Below are 15892 nucleotides of genomic sequence, written 5' to 3'. Positions count from 1 at the left end.
TATGATGATGAAATCGATTTTGTTTGTGGGGCTGACCGCCTTGGTAACGGGCTGCTCTGGTATGCCGTCACGGCTGGAGCTGGCGCCACTGGACAGCCAGTTGAGCCTGCGGTCCGCGGTTGGCTCTGCTATGGTGCGCACGGTGTCGCTGCCGACTTATGCCGCCGCCGAAGAGCTGTCGATGGAAACCCCCGAAGGGTTGATTGACAGTAATGAAGACATCCTCTGGGCCGATGACCCGTCGCGCGCAGTCACATTGGCGTTGACCCGCAATATCGGCAAGGTGACCGGGGCAAGGGTTGGCCCCGATCCGTGGCCCTTTGTCGGCCTGCCTGACGTGGCAATTGACGTGCGTGTGACCCGCATGATTGCGGGTGCTGACGGTGTGTTTGACCTTGAGGGGCAGTTCTTTGTCGGCGGTGACGGCATCGACTACACCAATTCCACCAACGAATTTGTCATTGCAACGCCAATGGCTGCGTTAACACCTGCGGCGATTGCAAATGCACAGGCACAGGCGCTCTTGACCCTGTCAGAGCAGATTTCGCGCAGAATTGCGCGTTAAAGGTCATGTTTTTGCCTTGATACAAGACTAATCAGGCGCAGGCCCTTTTGCCGCGGCAGTGCTTGATGACATAAAATGCGCACCAGCGGCACAAGACCGCAGCGCAAAAGCAGGACGAATGTGATGAAGGCGTCAGATACCAAAGGCTGTATTATTGCCCACCGGAACGACGGCATGGGCGCGCGGGTGATCGCGATGTTGAATGCTGTGCGCGTCGCACGGGATTATGATTTGCCGTATTATGTCGGCTGGACCACCCATGGGCGCACACGCGAAGAGGTCCGTGATCCCAGCTTTATTTTCGACCCGTCATATATAAAAGAGCGGTTTTTCGACGTCGAGATCATGTCGGAGATTTATGAGGATTTGATCGATCTTTCGACTGTCGACGGGCGCAATTGGGACGAAGCCAAATTTCGCGAGGCTGCCGCCAAAGGCAAATCGTTTATGTCCGGCGCGGCAATGGGCGTCACGGTTTTACCTTGGGAAGATGCGGCTGATGTGACAGCCCGCCTGCCCGCCTGCATGGACGAATTCAGGTTTTCTGCCCCAGTGCGTGAAATGGTCACCAAGATTATCGACGTCTTTGCCGGCAAAAAACTAACCGCTTATCATATTCGCCGCGGCGACATTATCCACGATCCGATTGCCAGCAATAAACTCTGGCCCAACAAATTCATTCCGCGTGAATTCTACGAGCAGCATCTGGCGCTTACCTTGCAAGATCCTGCCGCCCGAGTGCTGTGTTTTTCCGATACACCCGTTGAGGTGGACCGATTGAAAGAGGCGGATCCGACCCGTGTGCAGGGGTTCAAAGACCTGCTTGGCGACCGCGAATTCACCACAGGCGCGCGCGATTTCCTTGAACTTTATGCCATGTCGCGCTGCAAACAAATCTTTGGTCCACCCTCCTCGGCATTCTCGCAGACCGCTATGACCATCGGTGGTTGCACGCTGGACGCAGTGCAAGACGCCTTGCCCATATCCGGACAAGCCGCTGCAATGGACCGCATGACCGACCGCCTTGAGGCCAAATCCGATCTGTTTTTGAACATGGGCGATGTGGGGCAATGCCTGCACTTTTTGATCGAGCACCAGTCGGCCAAAGGTAACGCAAACCGCGCCAAACGCATTATCCGCAGCTATATGGAAGACGGATTGGACAAGTCGTTCGCCTATCAACTGCTGTGCGAATTATCGGTGTCAGCGGGCGAATTGGACTACTGCGAACGGGTGCGTGATCTGGCCTATGCCAGACCTGTTTATGTAGACGATTCAATGTCTTATGTGAATTGTTATTCTGCGATAAACCAGCTGACTTTGGGCAATTGGGACGCAGCCCATGCGCGTATTCAAAGCGCCACATGGTTTCGGCCGTTAGAGCCGTTGACCCACGGCGTGTTGAACCTTGCGCTGACGGCGGGTGTCGTGACGCCGCAGAACTTTTATCCGTTTGATCCTGATATGGTGCGCCCAAAGGGCAGCGTTTTCCCCAATGGGAAAAAGGCCATGGGCGAGTTGAACCAGTTCACCCCCAAGGGTCATCCCGCAGGCGATCGGATCCAGTTCCATCCGTGGGATTTGGTGGTACGCGACTGGCGTTTGTCGATGGGCAAGCGGCTGAACCGTGCATTTTCCAACAAGTCCAAGATCGCAAAAACCATGCAGATGTTGGAGCGTTCTTTTTCCAAGATCGAGGGCAGTGCTGCGGCAATTTCGGCGCGTGGTGTGCTGGAACGCGGCATGGGTGATCTAGAGGCCGCCCTTGCAAGCCAGCGTCTGGCGATTGAACTGGCGCCCGATGTCGCCATTTACCGCAAGCGGATGTCGGATGTGTTATTCGAGACAGATAACGCCGCCAGCGCCCTGATGCAGCTTGAAAAAGCCGCTGAAATTCACGGCGAACATCCCGCCTATATGGCCGAAATGGCGCAGCGGTTCTGGAAGGTCAAACGCCGTGTCGAATGTGCAAAACTGCACGATCGCCTATTTGAGATGGACCATAACTTCGTCGAAATCCACATGATGAATGCTGATATGTTGCGCCGGAACGACGACCGTTTCGAAGATGCGTTGACTGCAATTGATCGCGCATTGGTGCTGGCGCATGGCTCGCAACGCCTGATGTCACAAAAGGGACGTATCCTGATGCTACTCGGCCGCGCCGAAGAGGCTCGCGCATTGTACGAAAACATCGTGGATTGGGGACGGGGCACCGAGCACACCCATGTAGAGTTCCTGCGCCAGTTCAGAGAGTTAGGTCGCGAAGATATTGCAGAAGGATTGACCAAGCGCTCGATCTACGACTTTGAAATGGTGAAAGAGATGGCGGGTTAGGATACTCAGCGTCCCCTGTGCATCGGTCAAACAATCGCCGTGACACCGACGCAGCATAGGCCCGCGCATCATCTGCTAGGTGGTAAAATGTGCCTTGTTGGGAGACTTGTGTAAAGTATTTCGACCTACAAGCGAGCGAAAGTATCTGATAAGCATCGTCAGTCTTACGTCAGAATTACACTGTTTTTCCAAAATCACACGAGTGGTGCTGTTCGACATGGCGGCCCTGAAATCGTGTATATTAAGGCGTAACCGTAAGATCGTTTACGATGTCTGTATAAACCTGCGTTCAAACCGCCATTGCGCGCGCGAACCGCGCCCACTCTGCCTCGCCGCCGGGTAAGCCGAGCCGCAGCCAACGATCAGAATACGGAAAAACCCGCGACCAGATCTGGTGCTTTGCCAGATGGTTTTGCGCAGCGGCCGCGTCGGGCGTGTCATAAAGGCGGAACAATTCGGTCCCCCCGACACAGGTCCATCCCGCATCTAGTGCAAGCGTATCGGCGCGGACCGCCTCACCGCGCAACCGCGTCATTGTCGCATCCGCCCAAGGCCCGTCGTTCAGTGCCCGCGTCGCGATCCGCAACGCCGCCCCGTTTACAGGCCATGGCCCCGCCATATCGGTCAGCCTCTTAATGTCATCAGCGCAGCCAAGAACAAACCCTAGCCGTACCCCCGCCAAGCCATAAAACTTACCAAACGAGCGCAACACGATCAAACCATCTCGCCCCGCATGTGCCGCCAAGGATAACTCGGGCCGCGCATCTGCAAAGCTCTCGTCCACCACCAGACGGGTTTTTTTCGCTAAATCAAGTAGTTCCGCGACAGTATCCACCCGACCATCGGGATTATTCGGGTTCACTACGACCGCTAGATCAGCCCCGACCAATTCGTGCAGCTGGCTGACCTCTTCAACGCGCCACCCCGCATTGCGCAAGGCCGCGCCGTGTTCGTTATAGGTCGGGCCCAACACCCGCGCCGTGCGTGCGGGCGTCAGATACGGGATCATCTGGATCGCCGCCTGCGCCCCAGCCGTGGCCAAGATCGGCGCATCTGTGCGGTAAGCCGCCCGCGCCGCATCAAGCAGTGCATTTTTAGCCGTATGCGTCGGCAACATCGTCCAATCCGCCAGCGCGATATCAGGCACAGGATACGGCACGCGGTTGATCCCCGTCGACAGATCGATCCAATCAGTTCCGCCAAAATGCGCTATCGCTGCGTCAATATTTCCGCCGTGGTCTCGCATGCTGCCCCCTAGATTACTGCCAGCAGCAAAAGTGCCGCAATTCCAAAGACCATAGCACGCCTATAAAGCGCAAGTCCCGCGCCAACGTCCGCCGCCACAGGATCGCGGCCCGCTTCGTTTACCCAAGGTTCCACCGCCACACGGTCACCGTAGACCCGTGGTCCTGATAGCCGCACCCCTAATGCCGCCGCCATCGCCGCCTCAGGCCACCCCGCATTCGGCGAGCGGTGCTTTGACGCGTCCCGCCAGATCGTGCGCATCGCCTCTCTCACGCGTCCCGACACCAGCGCAAACACAAGCCCCGTCAGCCGCGACGCAGGCAGGTTCACCAGATCATCCACCCGCGCCGACGCCCAACCGAAGGCTTCAAACCGTGGGTTGCGATGCCCGATCATAGAATCCAAAGTGTTAATAATCTTATAAATCGCGATCCCAGGAAGACCAAAAACCAACCCCCAAAACAACGGTGCCGTGATCCCGTCCGACGTATTCTCGGCCAGACTTTCCAACGTCGCGCGCGCCACAGCAGGCACATCCAAATCGCGGGTCTCGCGCCCGACAATCATCGACACCGCAAGGCGAGCAGCAGGTAAATCGTTTTGCATCAACGGCGTATCAACCGCTTTGACATGTTCATACATCGAACGGATCGCAATAAACGGCCATGCAAAAACGCCGCCAATCACAATGCCGACCCAGCCAGTGCCAAGCGATTGCAGCGCAAAAGCAATACCGCCGACCAAACAAATGCACATCACCAATGTCACAGCGCCTGCCACTTTACGCCGCGCAAAACTGTCAGCCTCACAGTTCAATCGACGATCCAGCCAGTTAATCAACGCGCCCATCCATGTCACCGGATGACCAATCACGCCGTAAATCCGCGCAGGCCAGCCGAATGCCAAATCAAGCGCAACAGCGATCAACATCATGGCCGCAAAGCTCATCGCGGCGCCTCGTTCACGCCCGCAATCGACCACGCCCCAGCGGGTAAGGCGATTAGGGTGGTCATCGACAGTGGCGCGATTTGAAACGCCAGCCCCGCGTGCGTCACCCCTAGCGCAAGCCCAAGTGCCGCGCGGATCACCCCCGCATGGGCCACAATAACCACTTTACCACCCTGCGCAGCCGTCGCCATAATCACAGGTGAACAACGCTTCGCAACATCAAGAAAACTCTCACCTTTTGGTGGTTGATGCGCCGCAAGGTCCGCCGTCGTCAATGCCCCCAAGTCAGGCAGGTCTGCATAGTCACGATCTTCCCAATCGCCAAAATTCTGTTCCCACAGCTGCCCATCCGTCACGCTATTCGCAGCAGGCCAGAGCAGTTTAGCGGTCTGCTGACACCGCCGCGCAGGGCTCACGTAAATCCGGTCAGGCGATCCGATTGCACGGCGTAATCCCGCAAACGCATCCGTGTCACCACAATCGGCATCAACATCGCGCCGCCCTGCAACACGCCCCTCGCTAAGTGCGGGTGCGTGGCGGATAAGGATCAATTCTGTTGTCACAGCGGCTTTCACTATCCGTTTTCTCCTTTCGCAAGCACCCTGTTTCTGGTTTGTATTGCGGACAGGGACAAGGGGCAGTTTGCGGATGGCAAAGACCATTTTAATTACAGGCGGTGCACGGTCCGGTAAAAGCCGGATCGCAGAGGCGCGGTGTCTGCAAATGGGCAATCCCGCCATTTACATTGCCACTGCGCAGGCCTTTGATGATGAGATGCGTACGCGTATCGCAGAACATCAATCGCGGCGCGGCCCTGAGTGGCACACAATCTGGGAACCCTTCGCCCTGTCGGAAGCCCTGACCGCAAGCGATGGCAAAGGGCCGCGCTTGGTCGATTGCCTGACACTCTGGCTGTCGAACCTGATACTGACAGATCAAGACTGGCGCGCCGCAGGCCACGCGTTAATCACAACCTTGGCCGCACAAACCAGTCCCGTGGTCTTGGTCACCAATGAAGTTGGCATGGGAATTGTGCCAGAAAATGCGCTCGCTCGCGCCTTTCGAGATGCGGCGGGACTAATCAATCAATGGGTCGCGTCCGAGGCCTGCGAGGTCACTCTCGCCGTCTCGGGCTTGCCAATGAAAGTTAAGTAGATGAAGTTTACCTCCCTCGATGCCATCGCCGATTTGGCGGCAATCTTGCCTGTGTCTGACAAAGCCTCGGTGAATGCCGCTCGCGACCGCCAGAACAGCCTGACCAAACCGCCCGGCGCATTGGGGCGACTAGAGGAACTGGCCGAGTTCATGGCAGGTTGGCAAAAATCCGCGCGGCCAGAGATCAACACCGCGCAAGCGATTGTTTTTGCTGGAAACCACGGGGTTTGCGCGCAGGGTGTGAACCCGTTCCCGCAGGAAGTGACCGCGCAAATGGTTCTGAATTTCGAGGCCGGAGGTGCCGCGATAAACCAGCTTTGCCATGTGAATGGCGCGGAGTTGCAGGTGATCGCGCTTGATCTTGAGACGCCCACCGCTGATTTCACCCAAGGGCCTGCGATGACCGAACGCGAGACATTGGCCGCGATGCGAGTGGGGGCCGATGCTGTTGATACCAACGCTGATGTGCTGGTCTTGGGCGAAATGGGGATTGGCAATTCGACAGTAGCCGCCGCCATTGCCGCCGCGATTTTTGGTGGCGATGTGCCGTCTTGGGTTGGCGCTGGCACGGGATCGGACGGGGCGGGTATTGCGCGCAAGATCACGGCAATCGAGGCGGGTTTGGTGCGGCATAAAAACGCCCAAGGCATGGCTGTTCTGGCGGCGTTCGGCGGGCGCGAGCAGGCCGCGATTTGCGGTGCCGTTTTGGCCGCACGCGCGGCGGGCATCGTCGTTATTCTTGACGGTTTTATTTGCACTGCGGCCGCAGCACCGCTGTTTGGCACTGACCCGAGCCTACTAGATCACTGTTTGGTCGGGCACAAAAGCGTGGAACCCGGGCACAGCAAGCTATTGGACGCAATGGATAAAACCGCAATTCTTGATTTTGACATGCGCTTGGGCGAAGGGTCAGGCGCGGCACTGGCGCTCGGGATTTTGCGCTCCGCGCTTGCCTGTCACAACGGCATGGCAACATTTGGAGAAGCGGGCGTATCAGAGGCGTGACCCGCCTTGCAGAGTTTCAAGTTGCGGTGATGATGTTGACCCGCCTGCCTGCGGGACAGTTGCAAGCTGCGCCTAGCATCGGCGCCTCTGCGTGGGCTTTTCCGGTTGTTGGCGGCATCATTGGGGCGATTTCGGCCACGGTTATGCTTTGCGCGCTGTGGCTTGGCTTAGCGGGGCCGATTGCGGCGGGACTTGCGCTTTGCGTGATGGTTATGGTGACCGGCGGGTTGCACGAAGACGGGCTGGCGGATCTGGCTGACGGATTTGGCGGCGGCAGAAACAAAGCCCATAAATTGGAAGTCATGCGCGACAGCCAGATCGGCAGCTACGGCGTGTTGGCCTTGGTGTTCGCGCTGGGATTGCGCTGGCAAGGCATCGTCGTGGTTGTGATATTGGCAGGACCGTGGGTCGCAGCAGCGGCACTTGTGGCACTTGCAATCGCAAGCCGGTCATCCATCGCGACCGCACTATGGTTAATGCCCGCCGCGCGCACTGACGGCATGGGCAAGTTGGCGACAGGCGCAAAAAAACCGCAAGCCCTAACCGCTGCGGCATTTGGGATCGTCACTTTGATCGTGCTTTTCGGCTGGGCAGGATGCGTGATGGCACTGGTCATGGTCATCGCCCAGCTAGGGCTTGCAGCACTGGCAAACCGGCAAATCGGCGGACAAACCGGCGACGTTTTGGGGGCGCTGCAACAGATCGGCGAGATTGCGGGCTGGATTGCCCTTGGTGCGTTTTTGTAGCTACTGCCGTATTATCGGTGCAATGGAGAACCCTGCCGGAATAGCCATCCAATGATATGTTGGATTTTCGCGCCGCTAACAACGGCATCTGTTTTCACAGGCTGCGACAGCGCACCCGACCATTCAACCGCAATCGCCACAAAGGCAACGGGCGGCACTGTTCTGCCGCCCGCCCCGTTCACATCACAAACGCGGGTTACTGCGCGCCCCATGCTTGCGGATAATTGTCCATCGCGTCACACCCACACATCGCATAGTGCAGTGGTGGCATCTCAGGATTTGCAAAGCTTGCCAGCGTGTCTTGGGTAATTGTCGGCTGTGGTAAAACCCACTCCGGCCCGGGAATAGTGCCGCCCTCGATGACCCGCGCCGCAGCGATGACAGCCGTGCGCCATTGGTATGTCGGATAGGTTGGCGCAATTGCGGTCATGCCTTCATTCTGCCACTTGAGCAGGAAGTCTTGCTGGTCCTCGCCCACAAACACAGGCAAATCGTAACCTGAATCCTCGAACGCCTCGATCGCCGCCACAGCCGTGGCCCCTGCATCCATCCAGACAGCATCAATCTGGCCGCGCATCAGGTAATCTTCTACGATCGACTTGGTTTTAGCGTTGTCGCCATCAGTAAATTCAACGCCGATCACATTCAGACCTGCATCATCCAACACCTTGCGGCCGCCGGAATAGCGGGTTTCCAACACGTCAACGCCGGGTAAAATACGCAGCATCAGAACATTGGCATCCGCGGCGACATTATCACGAATGAATTCCGCGCCCTGAATACCAAAGCCGTAGCCGCCAACCGGATGTACAAACGTCACGGGGCAATCCGTGTTCACGCCGCGGTCGAATACGACGACTGGCATTGCTTCACAGGCTTTTTCGACCGCAGGGGTCAGAGCGGCCGTGGTGTTTGGCGACACGATCATCACGTCGCATGTTCCGCCGGCCAACAGGTCGTTGATATCGGCGATCTGCTTGTCGTCAGAGCCTTCTGCATCGACGTGAATGAACTCGCCAATAGATGTATGCAGTTTCAGTTCTTCGATCATATTGGTAAACCCGACAACGCGCCACGGATTGTTCACGCCTGCATTCGAGAAGCAAACAGTCGCAGCTGTGTCCATGTTCAGGCCTGCGGTCTCGACCATGCTGTCGCCGATTTGCTGCACCCAAGGCTGGTCTGCGGGGCCATTTGGCGTCGCGCTCAATTGCTCTAACTGCTTGGCAAATTCAGCCGGATCATTAAAGTTTTGCGCAGATGCAGCCGTTAGGCTCAAGGCCAGCGCTGTGACTGCGGTTGTTGTCATAATGACATTTTTCATCAGATATCCTCCCATTGGATTTAGTCGTGTCTCAGGATCCCGTCCGCTCCCTTCGGTGCATCGCAAGTGCGACGGCGGCGATTAAAATCGCGCCTTGCACCACCTGCCGGACGGGTTGTGGCAGGCCGAGGAAGTTCAGAAGTGTGAAGATAGCCGTCAGCGCCAAGGCACCGCCAATCGCCGCAGGCACAGAGCCGCGCCCGCCCAATAGCTGCGCGCCTCCCAGCACGGCGGCGGTGATTGCTTGCAACTCGTAGCCAGTGCCAACATCGGTGGATACCCCTGCAAACCCGCCAAGCAAAATGCCCGCAACAGCCGCAGAGAACCCCGAAATCATAAAGGCCACGATCCGCACGCGATTTACCGCAACGCCGCCTAAACGCGCGGCCAGCGGATTGTCACCAATAGCATGAACCATGCGGCCCAGATTGGTCCGGTGCATCGCCCATGCAAGCAGGCCTCCGACAACAACCAGCACAATCACCGAAATTGGAATGAAGCGCACCAACGGCACATCGCGGATCATCTCACGGCCAAAAAACCGGAACGTATCGGGCAGATAGCCGCGCGGTGCGCCGCCCGACCACATATATGCCAAACCGTTGAGCGTAATCATCATGCCAAGCGTGGCAATCAGCGATGGCACCCGCAAAAAGCACACCACCATGCCGTTCACAGCACCGACACCAACACCCATCGCCAGCATCAACGGAATGACCCATAAGGTTGCATTGGGGTCATTGTTGGTCAGCATAGACGCGCCCACCACCACCAGACTGATGATCGCGCCCACCGACAGATCGAACCCGCCCGAAACAATCACGTAAACCTGCCCCGCCGCGAGAATAGCCAAAGGCGCTGCGCGTTTTACAAAATTCATATAGCCGGTCGGCTGCGCAAAACTTGGGTTCATCACAATGATCGCAACAATCAACGCGGCCAGCAAAAACCAGACGGGATTGATGCTACGCTTTAGACGGCGCGCGCGCAGTGGCACAGTGTTTGCAGGGCTGGTCATGCGACAATCCTTTTTGAACGCAGCGCGTAGAATGCAACCGCAGCGATGATAATGATGCCGCGCATGACTTGCTTGGCAAAGCTATCGACGCCCGCGATGTTGAAGATTGAATCGATCAGCGAGAAAATCATCATGCCGGCCATTGTGCCGATGATCCCGCCGCGCCCCCCCGCCAGAACCGTGCCGCCAATCACAACAACTGCAATGCTTTCAAGGTCATAAACCCCGTCGGCCCCGATCCACGGCGCACCGGACCGCAAGCGGCTTGCCAGATAGAGACCCGCAAGAGTGGCGCATACCGAACAGATCACATGCGCCCAGATAACCACCCGCTTGGTCTTGATGCCCGCAAAACGCGCCGCCTCTTCATTGCCGCCGACCGCATAAATGTCAGAGCCCAATTTGGTAAACCGCAGCACCCACCACGCACCAAATGCCAGTAATACAAGGAATATCAATGCCGCAGGCACACCCAGAAATTCGCCGTAGGCAAACACCTGAAACTCTGCAGGGACCGAGCCTGCAAAATTAGATACAAACGCCGATAAACATCCCTGAATAATCAAACTCGTGCCAAGCGTCGCGATTAACGGGTTCACTTTTAACCCCGTGATAATCACGCCATTTGCCACGCCGACTGCCACCCCGACCACCAAAGCGGCCAAGACCGCAGGCACAATCATCGCAGGTGATCCATCCATGACCACAGAGGCCAGCACCGCCGTCGCGGAGATCAGGCTTGCCACGCTCAAATCAATCGAGGCCACCAGAATAACGAATGTCTGCCCGATTGCCGTAATGCCCAGCGCGATAGAGCGGCCCAGAATAGCAATCAGGTTTTCCAGCGACAAATACTGCGACTGGCCTGTGGCGATTACGATTGCGATATATAGCGAAAACGCGGTGCCTAGCAGGATCAGTGGCGCCCATTTCTCAAAGCGGAAGCCTGACTTTGCGGGTTTATGATCTTGCGGCGCGCTCATGCTACGGCCTCGCGTGTTTCGTCGGTGGCGGCATGCATGATATCGTGCTCGGTGGCCCCTTGCGGAAATTCTGCCGAAATGCGCCCCGCCAGCATGACCACAATACGGTCAGCGGCACCAATGACTTCGGGCAGGTCCGATGAAATCATCAAAATGCCCGCCCCCTGCCGCGCAAGGTCACGCATCAGATGATAAATGCCGGCCTTGGCGTTTACATCGATGCCGCGCGTCGGTTCGATGAAAATCAACAGCTTGGGGTTCATTGCCAACCACCGCGCCACAATCGCTTTTTGTTGATTGCCGCCCGAAAGTCCGCGAATATCCTGATCGTAAGACGCCGCGCGAATGTCCATCTGGTCCAGAAGGTCATCAATCTTTGTAAGGTCGGCAAAGCGCGTCTGTTTATGACCGCCCCAAAGCGGTGCAAACGCGCGCGGAGTTAACATGCCGTTGTCGCGCACCGACTGCATCAGCACCAAGCCTTCTTTCTTGCGGTCACCGGGTAGCAACCCGATCCCGCCCGCAATCGCCTCGCGCGCAGTGCGGAACTTTGCGGGTTTTCCGTCCAACGTGACCTCGCCCGCCGTAAACGGCTCTTCGCCAAATAGCGCCATTGCAAGCGCCACACGCCCTGCACCCTGGATACCCGCAAGCCCGACAATTTCGCCCGCCCGCACCGTCAGATCAATCCCGCTTAACCGTGCATTACCGCCGCCCGTCACCGTCAGCACGGGCGCGCCAATCTCGGCCTTGGTCGCAGGGGGCGCGTAGAAATCGGCGATATCGCGGCCCACCATCGCGCGCACAATCGCCTCGGGTGCTGGCACGTGATCAAACCGCGCTGCAATCTCGCCGTCTTTTAAAACCGTGACACGGTCCGCCAGCCGCGTGATTTCGCGCATCCGGTGGGTAATATAAATAATTGCTGTCCCGCGCGCGCGCAGCTTGTCCACTGTCTCGAACAATTCCGCACATTCTGTATCATTCAGCGCGGCAGTCGGCTCGTCCATCACAATCACCCGCGCATCCAGCGATACCGCCTTGGCAATCTCGACCATCTGCTGGGTGGCCACATCCAGATCGCCCACCAGCTGGTCAGGATCAATGCGCGCACCCGAGGCAAACAGGTCCAGTACGCGGCGGGTCTCTATCCTCATCGCGCCCGCGTCAATCAGCCCGAACCGGCCCCGCAACTCGCGCCCCAGAAACAGGTTCTGCGCCACCGTGCGCTCGGGCAGCAAGGAAAACTCTTGGTAAATTACCGAGATACCGGCATGCAGCGATTGCACGGGGTGGGTGAAATGCACAGGCTTGCCGCCCAACCGCACCTCGCCCGCATCGGCCAGATAGACACCCGACATGATTTTGATCAGCGTCGATTTGCCGGCACCGTTTTCCCCGACAAGCGCCTGCACCTCGCCCGCGCGCACGTCAAAGCTGACGTCAGACAGTGCCTTGACCCCTGGAAAGCTTTTGCTGATCGCCTTCATCTCGATCATCGGCGCGGTCATGCTGCGGCCCATGTGTCGCGCACAAAGCTGTGGGATTGGCGGATCAGGGTTTCCAGATCGGGAAACAACGGCCGCCAAACCCGCGTCGCAGCCGCCAGTTCCGGCACGCCTGCGCCGAACGCCTCGACCACAACATGCCCGCCAAACCCTCGGGATTTCACGGCCGCGAACACTTTGGCAAAATCGATCTGCCCCGTGCCGGGGATCCCGCGATCATTCTCCGAGACATGCAAAACATGCATGTTATCGCCCAAAGCGGCAATCGCTGCACACTGGTCTTTTTCTTCGATATTGGCGTGAAACGTATCATACATGATACCAAACGCAGGATGATCCACGGCGCGCGCATAGGTATTGGCCTGCTCTACCGTGTTCAAAAAATACGTCTCGAAGCGCGACAAGGGCTCGAGCGCCAGAATATATCCATTCCGCGCAGCACGAACCGCCATCGCATGATGGGCCTCGGCACCGTAAGCAATTTCGTCAGCGGTGGGCCCTTGGCCGGTAAAATCGCCCATTGGTGCATGGAACGGGCCACCAACGGTTTTCGACCCTAATGCCTCGGCGCAGTCCTGAATCCAGTTCAGATGCGACCTGCCCCGTTTGCGGATTTCTGCATCGGACGACAGCGGATTTGCATTCCGATCAGGGATAACTGACGTCTGCGCGGTTTCCAGTCCCAGCGCCGTCAACCTGCGGCCCAGCCACGCATAATGATCTGGGTCGCCGTGCATCACAGGCACCTCGACGTGGTCATATCCTGCTTTGGCAATCATCTCGAAATACGGCAGTGCTGCCTCGTCCATATGACCACCGATGCACAATAGATTTATGCCCAACTTCATAATGTCACCCATTCACTGTTTGCAGCCGACGATGCCACGCAAGCCGCGACAAACCGCATGCCTGCAATCCCGTCAGCCATGTCAGGCAGGTTTGAATCAACCCGTCCCGCACGCAAGGCGGCTGCAGCGTCTGCATAGATATTGGCAAAGGCTTCCAGATACCCCTCGGGGTGACCTGCCGGAATACGCGCGGCGGCAATCGCTGCGTCCACTGTCCCTGCGCCCATACGGGTCATGCGACGCGCGGCCTCGCCAAACGGCGTAAACCACAATTCATTCGGGCGTTCCTGATGCCATTCCAACCCGCCTTTCTCGCCATAAAGCTGGATCGACAGGCCGTTCTCATGCCCCACGGCCACCTGACTACAGGCCAAGGTGCCGCGCATTCCGGTTGCGTACCGCAACATCACATGGGCATTATCATCAAGCACACGGCCCGGCACATAGCTTTGAATATCCGCGGCCAAACTCTCGACCTGCTGGCCCGTGATGAACCCTGCAAGGTTATGGGCATGGGTGCCGATATCGCCCAAGGCACCACCCGCACCCGCACGCGCAGGATCAGAGCGCCACGCCGCTTGTTTGCTGCCTTGAACCTCGACCGCGTCAGTCATCCAGTCTTGCAGGTATGCGACATGCACCACGCGCAACGCACCCAGATCGCCCCGCGCCACCATCGCGCGTGCTTGCCGGACCAACGGATAGCCCGTGTAATTATGCGTCAGTATAAACTGTGCTTGAGAGGCTTTGGCCACCTTTGCCAGTTCATTGGCCTCGTCGAGCGTCGCCGTCAGCGGTTTGTCGCAAATCACATGAATGCCACGCTTTAGAAATTCAATTGCGGCAGGCGCGTGCAAATGGTTTGGCGTCACAATCGACACCGCCTCGATCCCGTCATCACGCGCGGCCTCAATCTCGGCCATCTGCGCAAAACTGGCGTAGCTGCGCGCAGGGTCCAGCCCCAAGGCCTGCGCACTTTCTCGCGCGCGCACAGCATCGGACGACAAAGCCCCCGCCACCAATTCAAAGTGGCCGTCCATGCGCGCCGCAATCCGGTGAACCCCACCAATAAACGCGCCCGTGCCGCCACCTACCATGCCAAGCCGGATCGGTTTCATCCTGATATCCCCAACATTTTCAGGTTCGCAGCCTGATCAACCCCGCCATCCGCAAAGTCGTCAAACGCTTTATCCGTGACGCGAATAATATGGTCGCGCACAAACGCGGCCCCCTCACGCGCGCCATCCTCGGGGTGTTTGAGGCAACATTCCCACTCGACGACAGCCCAGCCGTCAAAGCCCGCCGCCGTCAGCTTTGAGAAAACCGCACCGAAATCAACCTGTCCGTCACCCAAACTACGGAAGCGGCCCGCGCGATCAATCCACGGCTGATACCCACCATAAACACCTTGCCGGCCTGTCGGGTCGAACTCTGCATCCTTGACATGGAACATGCCGATCCGCTCAGCGTAAATGTCGATATTGGCAAGGTAATCAAGACATTGCAGAACGTAATGCGACGGATCATAGAGCATTTTTGCACGGCTGTGACTATCCACACGGTCCAAAAACATCTCGAATGTCACGCCGTCATGCAAGTCTTCACCGGGGTGGATTTCATAGCAAATATCAATGCCATTCTCGTCAGCGTGATCCAGAATAGGACGCCAGCGTGTCGCCAGTTCGTCAAACGCCGCCTCGACCAGTCCAGCAGGACGTTGCGGCCAAGGGTATAGATACGGCCATGCCAGCGCGCCCGAAAACGTGCCCATCGCAGTCAACCCCATGTTGCGCGACGCGGTAATCGCAAGCCGCACCTGGTCTACCGCCCAAGCCTGACGTGCAGCAGGATTGGCATGCACCGAAGGCGCGGCAAAACCGTCAAACGCGATATCATAGGCTGGGTGAACTGCCACCAACTGCCCTTGCAGATGAGCCGATAGCTCGGTCACAACAACGCCGTTCTGCGCCGCTACACCGATAATCTCGTCGCAATAATCTTTGGAAGACGCTGCTTTGGACAGGTCAAAGAACCGCGCGTCCCAGCTTGGCAATTGCACACCGAGATAGCCACAGTCTGCAGCCCATTTGGTAATGCCGTGCCATGTGTTGAACGGCGCCTCGTCGCTTGCGAATTGCGCAAGAAACAGCGCGGGCCCTTTCATCGTTTTCATATCGCCTCCCCTCGACATAAACGCAGTTTAATCTGCT

The 15892-nt window shown here is 57.7% G+C and carries 16 protein-coding genes; 5 read left to right on the top strand and 11 right to left on the bottom strand.

The annotated features are described in order from the left end of the window. The first annotated feature begins 1 nt into the window (after window position 1). Window positions 2–565, top strand: a complete 564-nt coding sequence (locus tag ACXLHR_RS03545) for a PqiC family protein (protein WP_458790154.1) — start codon at window positions 2–4, stop codon at window positions 563–565. A gap of 123 nt (window positions 566–688) precedes the next feature. Further along, window positions 689–2902, top strand: coding sequence for a hypothetical protein (locus ACXLHR_RS03540; RefSeq protein WP_458790153.1), 2214 nt, complete (start codon window positions 689–691; stop codon window positions 2900–2902). Between the two features lie 289 nt (window positions 2903–3191). Here the strand turns inward: ACXLHR_RS03540 and cobD are convergent, their stop codons facing one another. The 3 genes from cobD to ACXLHR_RS03525 are packed head-to-tail and all read right to left on the bottom strand — an operon-like array spanning window position 3192 to window position 5670. Then, window positions 3192–4148 (bottom strand): threonine-phosphate decarboxylase CobD, encoded by a 957-nt coding sequence (gene cobD / locus ACXLHR_RS03535; protein WP_458790152.1) that lies wholly within the window; start codon window positions 4146–4148, stop codon window positions 3192–3194. Between the two features lie 8 nt (window positions 4149–4156). Then, window positions 4157–5095 (bottom strand): adenosylcobinamide-phosphate synthase CbiB, encoded by a 939-nt coding sequence (gene cbiB, locus ACXLHR_RS03530; protein ID WP_458790151.1) that lies wholly within the window; start codon window positions 5093–5095, stop codon window positions 4157–4159. Further along, window positions 5092–5670 carry a histidine phosphatase family protein gene (locus ACXLHR_RS03525; protein ID WP_458790150.1) on the bottom strand — a complete coding sequence of 193 codons (579 nt, stop codon included), beginning with the start codon at window positions 5668–5670 and terminating at the stop codon, window positions 5092–5094. The genes cbiB and ACXLHR_RS03525 overlap by 4 nt, the downstream gene beginning before the upstream one ends. A gap of 73 nt (window positions 5671–5743) precedes the next feature. Between ACXLHR_RS03525 and cobU the strand changes: the two genes are divergently transcribed. From cobU to ACXLHR_RS03510, 3 genes are read left to right on the top strand one after another with little or no spacing between them, the layout of a single operon-like run. Continuing rightward, the gene (gene cobU, locus ACXLHR_RS03520) at window positions 5744–6250 is read left to right on the top strand and encodes a bifunctional adenosylcobinamide kinase/adenosylcobinamide-phosphate guanylyltransferase (RefSeq protein ID WP_458790149.1); all 507 of its coding nucleotides are present in this window, start codon (window positions 5744–5746) and stop codon (window positions 6248–6250) included. Then, the gene (cobT, locus tag ACXLHR_RS03515) at window positions 6251–7255 is read left to right on the top strand and encodes a nicotinate-nucleotide--dimethylbenzimidazole phosphoribosyltransferase (protein ID WP_458790148.1); all 1005 of its coding nucleotides are present in this window, start codon (window positions 6251–6253) and stop codon (window positions 7253–7255) included. Further along, window positions 7252–8001, top strand: a complete 750-nt coding sequence (locus ACXLHR_RS03510; protein WP_458790147.1) for an adenosylcobinamide-GDP ribazoletransferase — start codon at window positions 7252–7254, stop codon at window positions 7999–8001. The genes cobT and ACXLHR_RS03510 overlap by 4 nt, the downstream gene beginning before the upstream one ends. A gap of 11 nt (window positions 8002–8012) precedes the next feature. Here ACXLHR_RS03510 and ACXLHR_RS03505 read toward each other — a convergent pair whose 3' ends face one another. Genes ACXLHR_RS03505 through ACXLHR_RS03470 form a run of 8 tightly spaced genes read right to left on the bottom strand, consistent with a single transcriptional unit; the run spans window position 8013 to window position 15855 of the window. Then, on the bottom strand, window positions 8013–8213 hold the full coding sequence (locus ACXLHR_RS03505) for a hypothetical protein (protein ID WP_458790146.1): 201 nt from the start codon (window positions 8211–8213) through the stop codon (window positions 8013–8015). After that, the gene (locus tag ACXLHR_RS03500; RefSeq protein ID WP_458790145.1) at window positions 8198–9325 is read right to left on the bottom strand and encodes a substrate-binding domain-containing protein; all 1128 of its coding nucleotides are present in this window, start codon (window positions 9323–9325) and stop codon (window positions 8198–8200) included. Before ACXLHR_RS03500 ends, ACXLHR_RS03505 begins: the two co-directional genes overlap by 16 nt. Window positions 9326–9356: 31 nt before the next feature. Beyond that, window positions 9357–10343 carry an ABC transporter permease gene (locus ACXLHR_RS03495; protein ID WP_458790144.1) on the bottom strand — a complete coding sequence of 329 codons (987 nt, stop codon included), beginning with the start codon at window positions 10341–10343 and terminating at the stop codon, window positions 9357–9359. Beyond that, complete coding sequence (locus tag ACXLHR_RS03490) at window positions 10340–11326, bottom strand: ABC transporter permease (protein WP_458790143.1); 987 nt, start codon at window positions 11324–11326, stop codon at window positions 10340–10342. Before ACXLHR_RS03490 ends, ACXLHR_RS03495 begins: the two co-directional genes overlap by 4 nt. Continuing rightward, window positions 11323–12837, bottom strand: a complete 1515-nt coding sequence (locus ACXLHR_RS03485; protein ID WP_458790142.1) for a sugar ABC transporter ATP-binding protein — start codon at window positions 12835–12837, stop codon at window positions 11323–11325. The genes ACXLHR_RS03490 and ACXLHR_RS03485 overlap by 4 nt, the downstream gene beginning before the upstream one ends. Then, window positions 12834–13694, bottom strand: a complete 861-nt coding sequence (locus tag ACXLHR_RS03480) for a sugar phosphate isomerase/epimerase family protein (RefSeq protein ID WP_458790141.1) — start codon at window positions 13692–13694, stop codon at window positions 12834–12836. Before ACXLHR_RS03480 ends, ACXLHR_RS03485 begins: the two co-directional genes overlap by 4 nt. After that, window positions 13679–14800, bottom strand: a complete 1122-nt coding sequence (locus ACXLHR_RS03475) for a Gfo/Idh/MocA family protein (protein WP_458790140.1) — start codon at window positions 14798–14800, stop codon at window positions 13679–13681. The genes ACXLHR_RS03480 and ACXLHR_RS03475 overlap by 16 nt, the downstream gene beginning before the upstream one ends. Then, window positions 14797–15855 (bottom strand): sugar phosphate isomerase/epimerase family protein, encoded by a 1059-nt coding sequence (locus ACXLHR_RS03470; RefSeq protein WP_458790139.1) that lies wholly within the window; start codon window positions 15853–15855, stop codon window positions 14797–14799. Before ACXLHR_RS03470 ends, ACXLHR_RS03475 begins: the two co-directional genes overlap by 4 nt. Window positions 15856–15892 lie beyond the last annotated feature (37 nt).

It is taken from the genome of Yoonia sp. MH D7, from assembly GCF_054439475.1.
Note: the sequence above shows the minus strand (reverse complement) of the source record. Positions and strands in the feature narration are given on the sequence as shown.

Coding starts and splice junctions, on each gene's coding strand:
- cobD (WP_458790152.1), bottom strand. CDS start 4,148: ATGCGAGACCACGGCGGAAATATTGACGCAGCGATAGCGCATTTTGGC.
- ACXLHR_RS03540 (WP_458790153.1), top strand. CDS start 689: ATGAAGGCGTCAGATACCAAAGGCTGTATTATTGCCCACCGGAACGAC.
- cbiB (WP_458790151.1), bottom strand. CDS start 5,095: ATGAGCTTTGCGGCCATGATGTTGATCGCTGTTGCGCTTGATTTGGCA.
- ACXLHR_RS03475 (WP_458790140.1), bottom strand. CDS start 14,800: ATGAAACCGATCCGGCTTGGCATGGTAGGTGGCGGCACGGGCGCGTTT.
- ACXLHR_RS03470 (WP_458790139.1), bottom strand. CDS start 15,855: ATGAAAACGATGAAAGGGCCCGCGCTGTTTCTTGCGCAATTCGCAAGC.
- ACXLHR_RS03485 (WP_458790142.1), bottom strand. CDS start 12,837: ATGACCGCGCCGATGATCGAGATGAAGGCGATCAGCAAAAGCTTTCCA.
- ACXLHR_RS03480 (WP_458790141.1), bottom strand. CDS start 13,694: ATGGGTGACATTATGAAGTTGGGCATAAATCTATTGTGCATCGGTGGT.
- ACXLHR_RS03495 (WP_458790144.1), bottom strand. CDS start 10,343: ATGACCAGCCCTGCAAACACTGTGCCACTGCGCGCGCGCCGTCTAAAG.
- ACXLHR_RS03545 (WP_458790154.1), top strand. CDS start 2: ATGATGATGAAATCGATTTTGTTTGTGGGGCTGACCGCCTTGGTAACG.
- cobT (WP_458790148.1), top strand. CDS start 6,251: ATGAAGTTTACCTCCCTCGATGCCATCGCCGATTTGGCGGCAATCTTG.
- ACXLHR_RS03500 (WP_458790145.1), bottom strand. CDS start 9,325: ATGAAAAATGTCATTATGACAACAACCGCAGTCACAGCGCTGGCCTTG.
- cobU (WP_458790149.1), top strand. CDS start 5,744: ATGGCAAAGACCATTTTAATTACAGGCGGTGCACGGTCCGGTAAAAGC.
- ACXLHR_RS03505 (WP_458790146.1), bottom strand. CDS start 8,213: ATGGGGCGCGCAGTAACCCGCGTTTGTGATGTGAACGGGGCGGGCGGC.
- ACXLHR_RS03490 (WP_458790143.1), bottom strand. CDS start 11,326: ATGAGCGCGCCGCAAGATCATAAACCCGCAAAGTCAGGCTTCCGCTTT.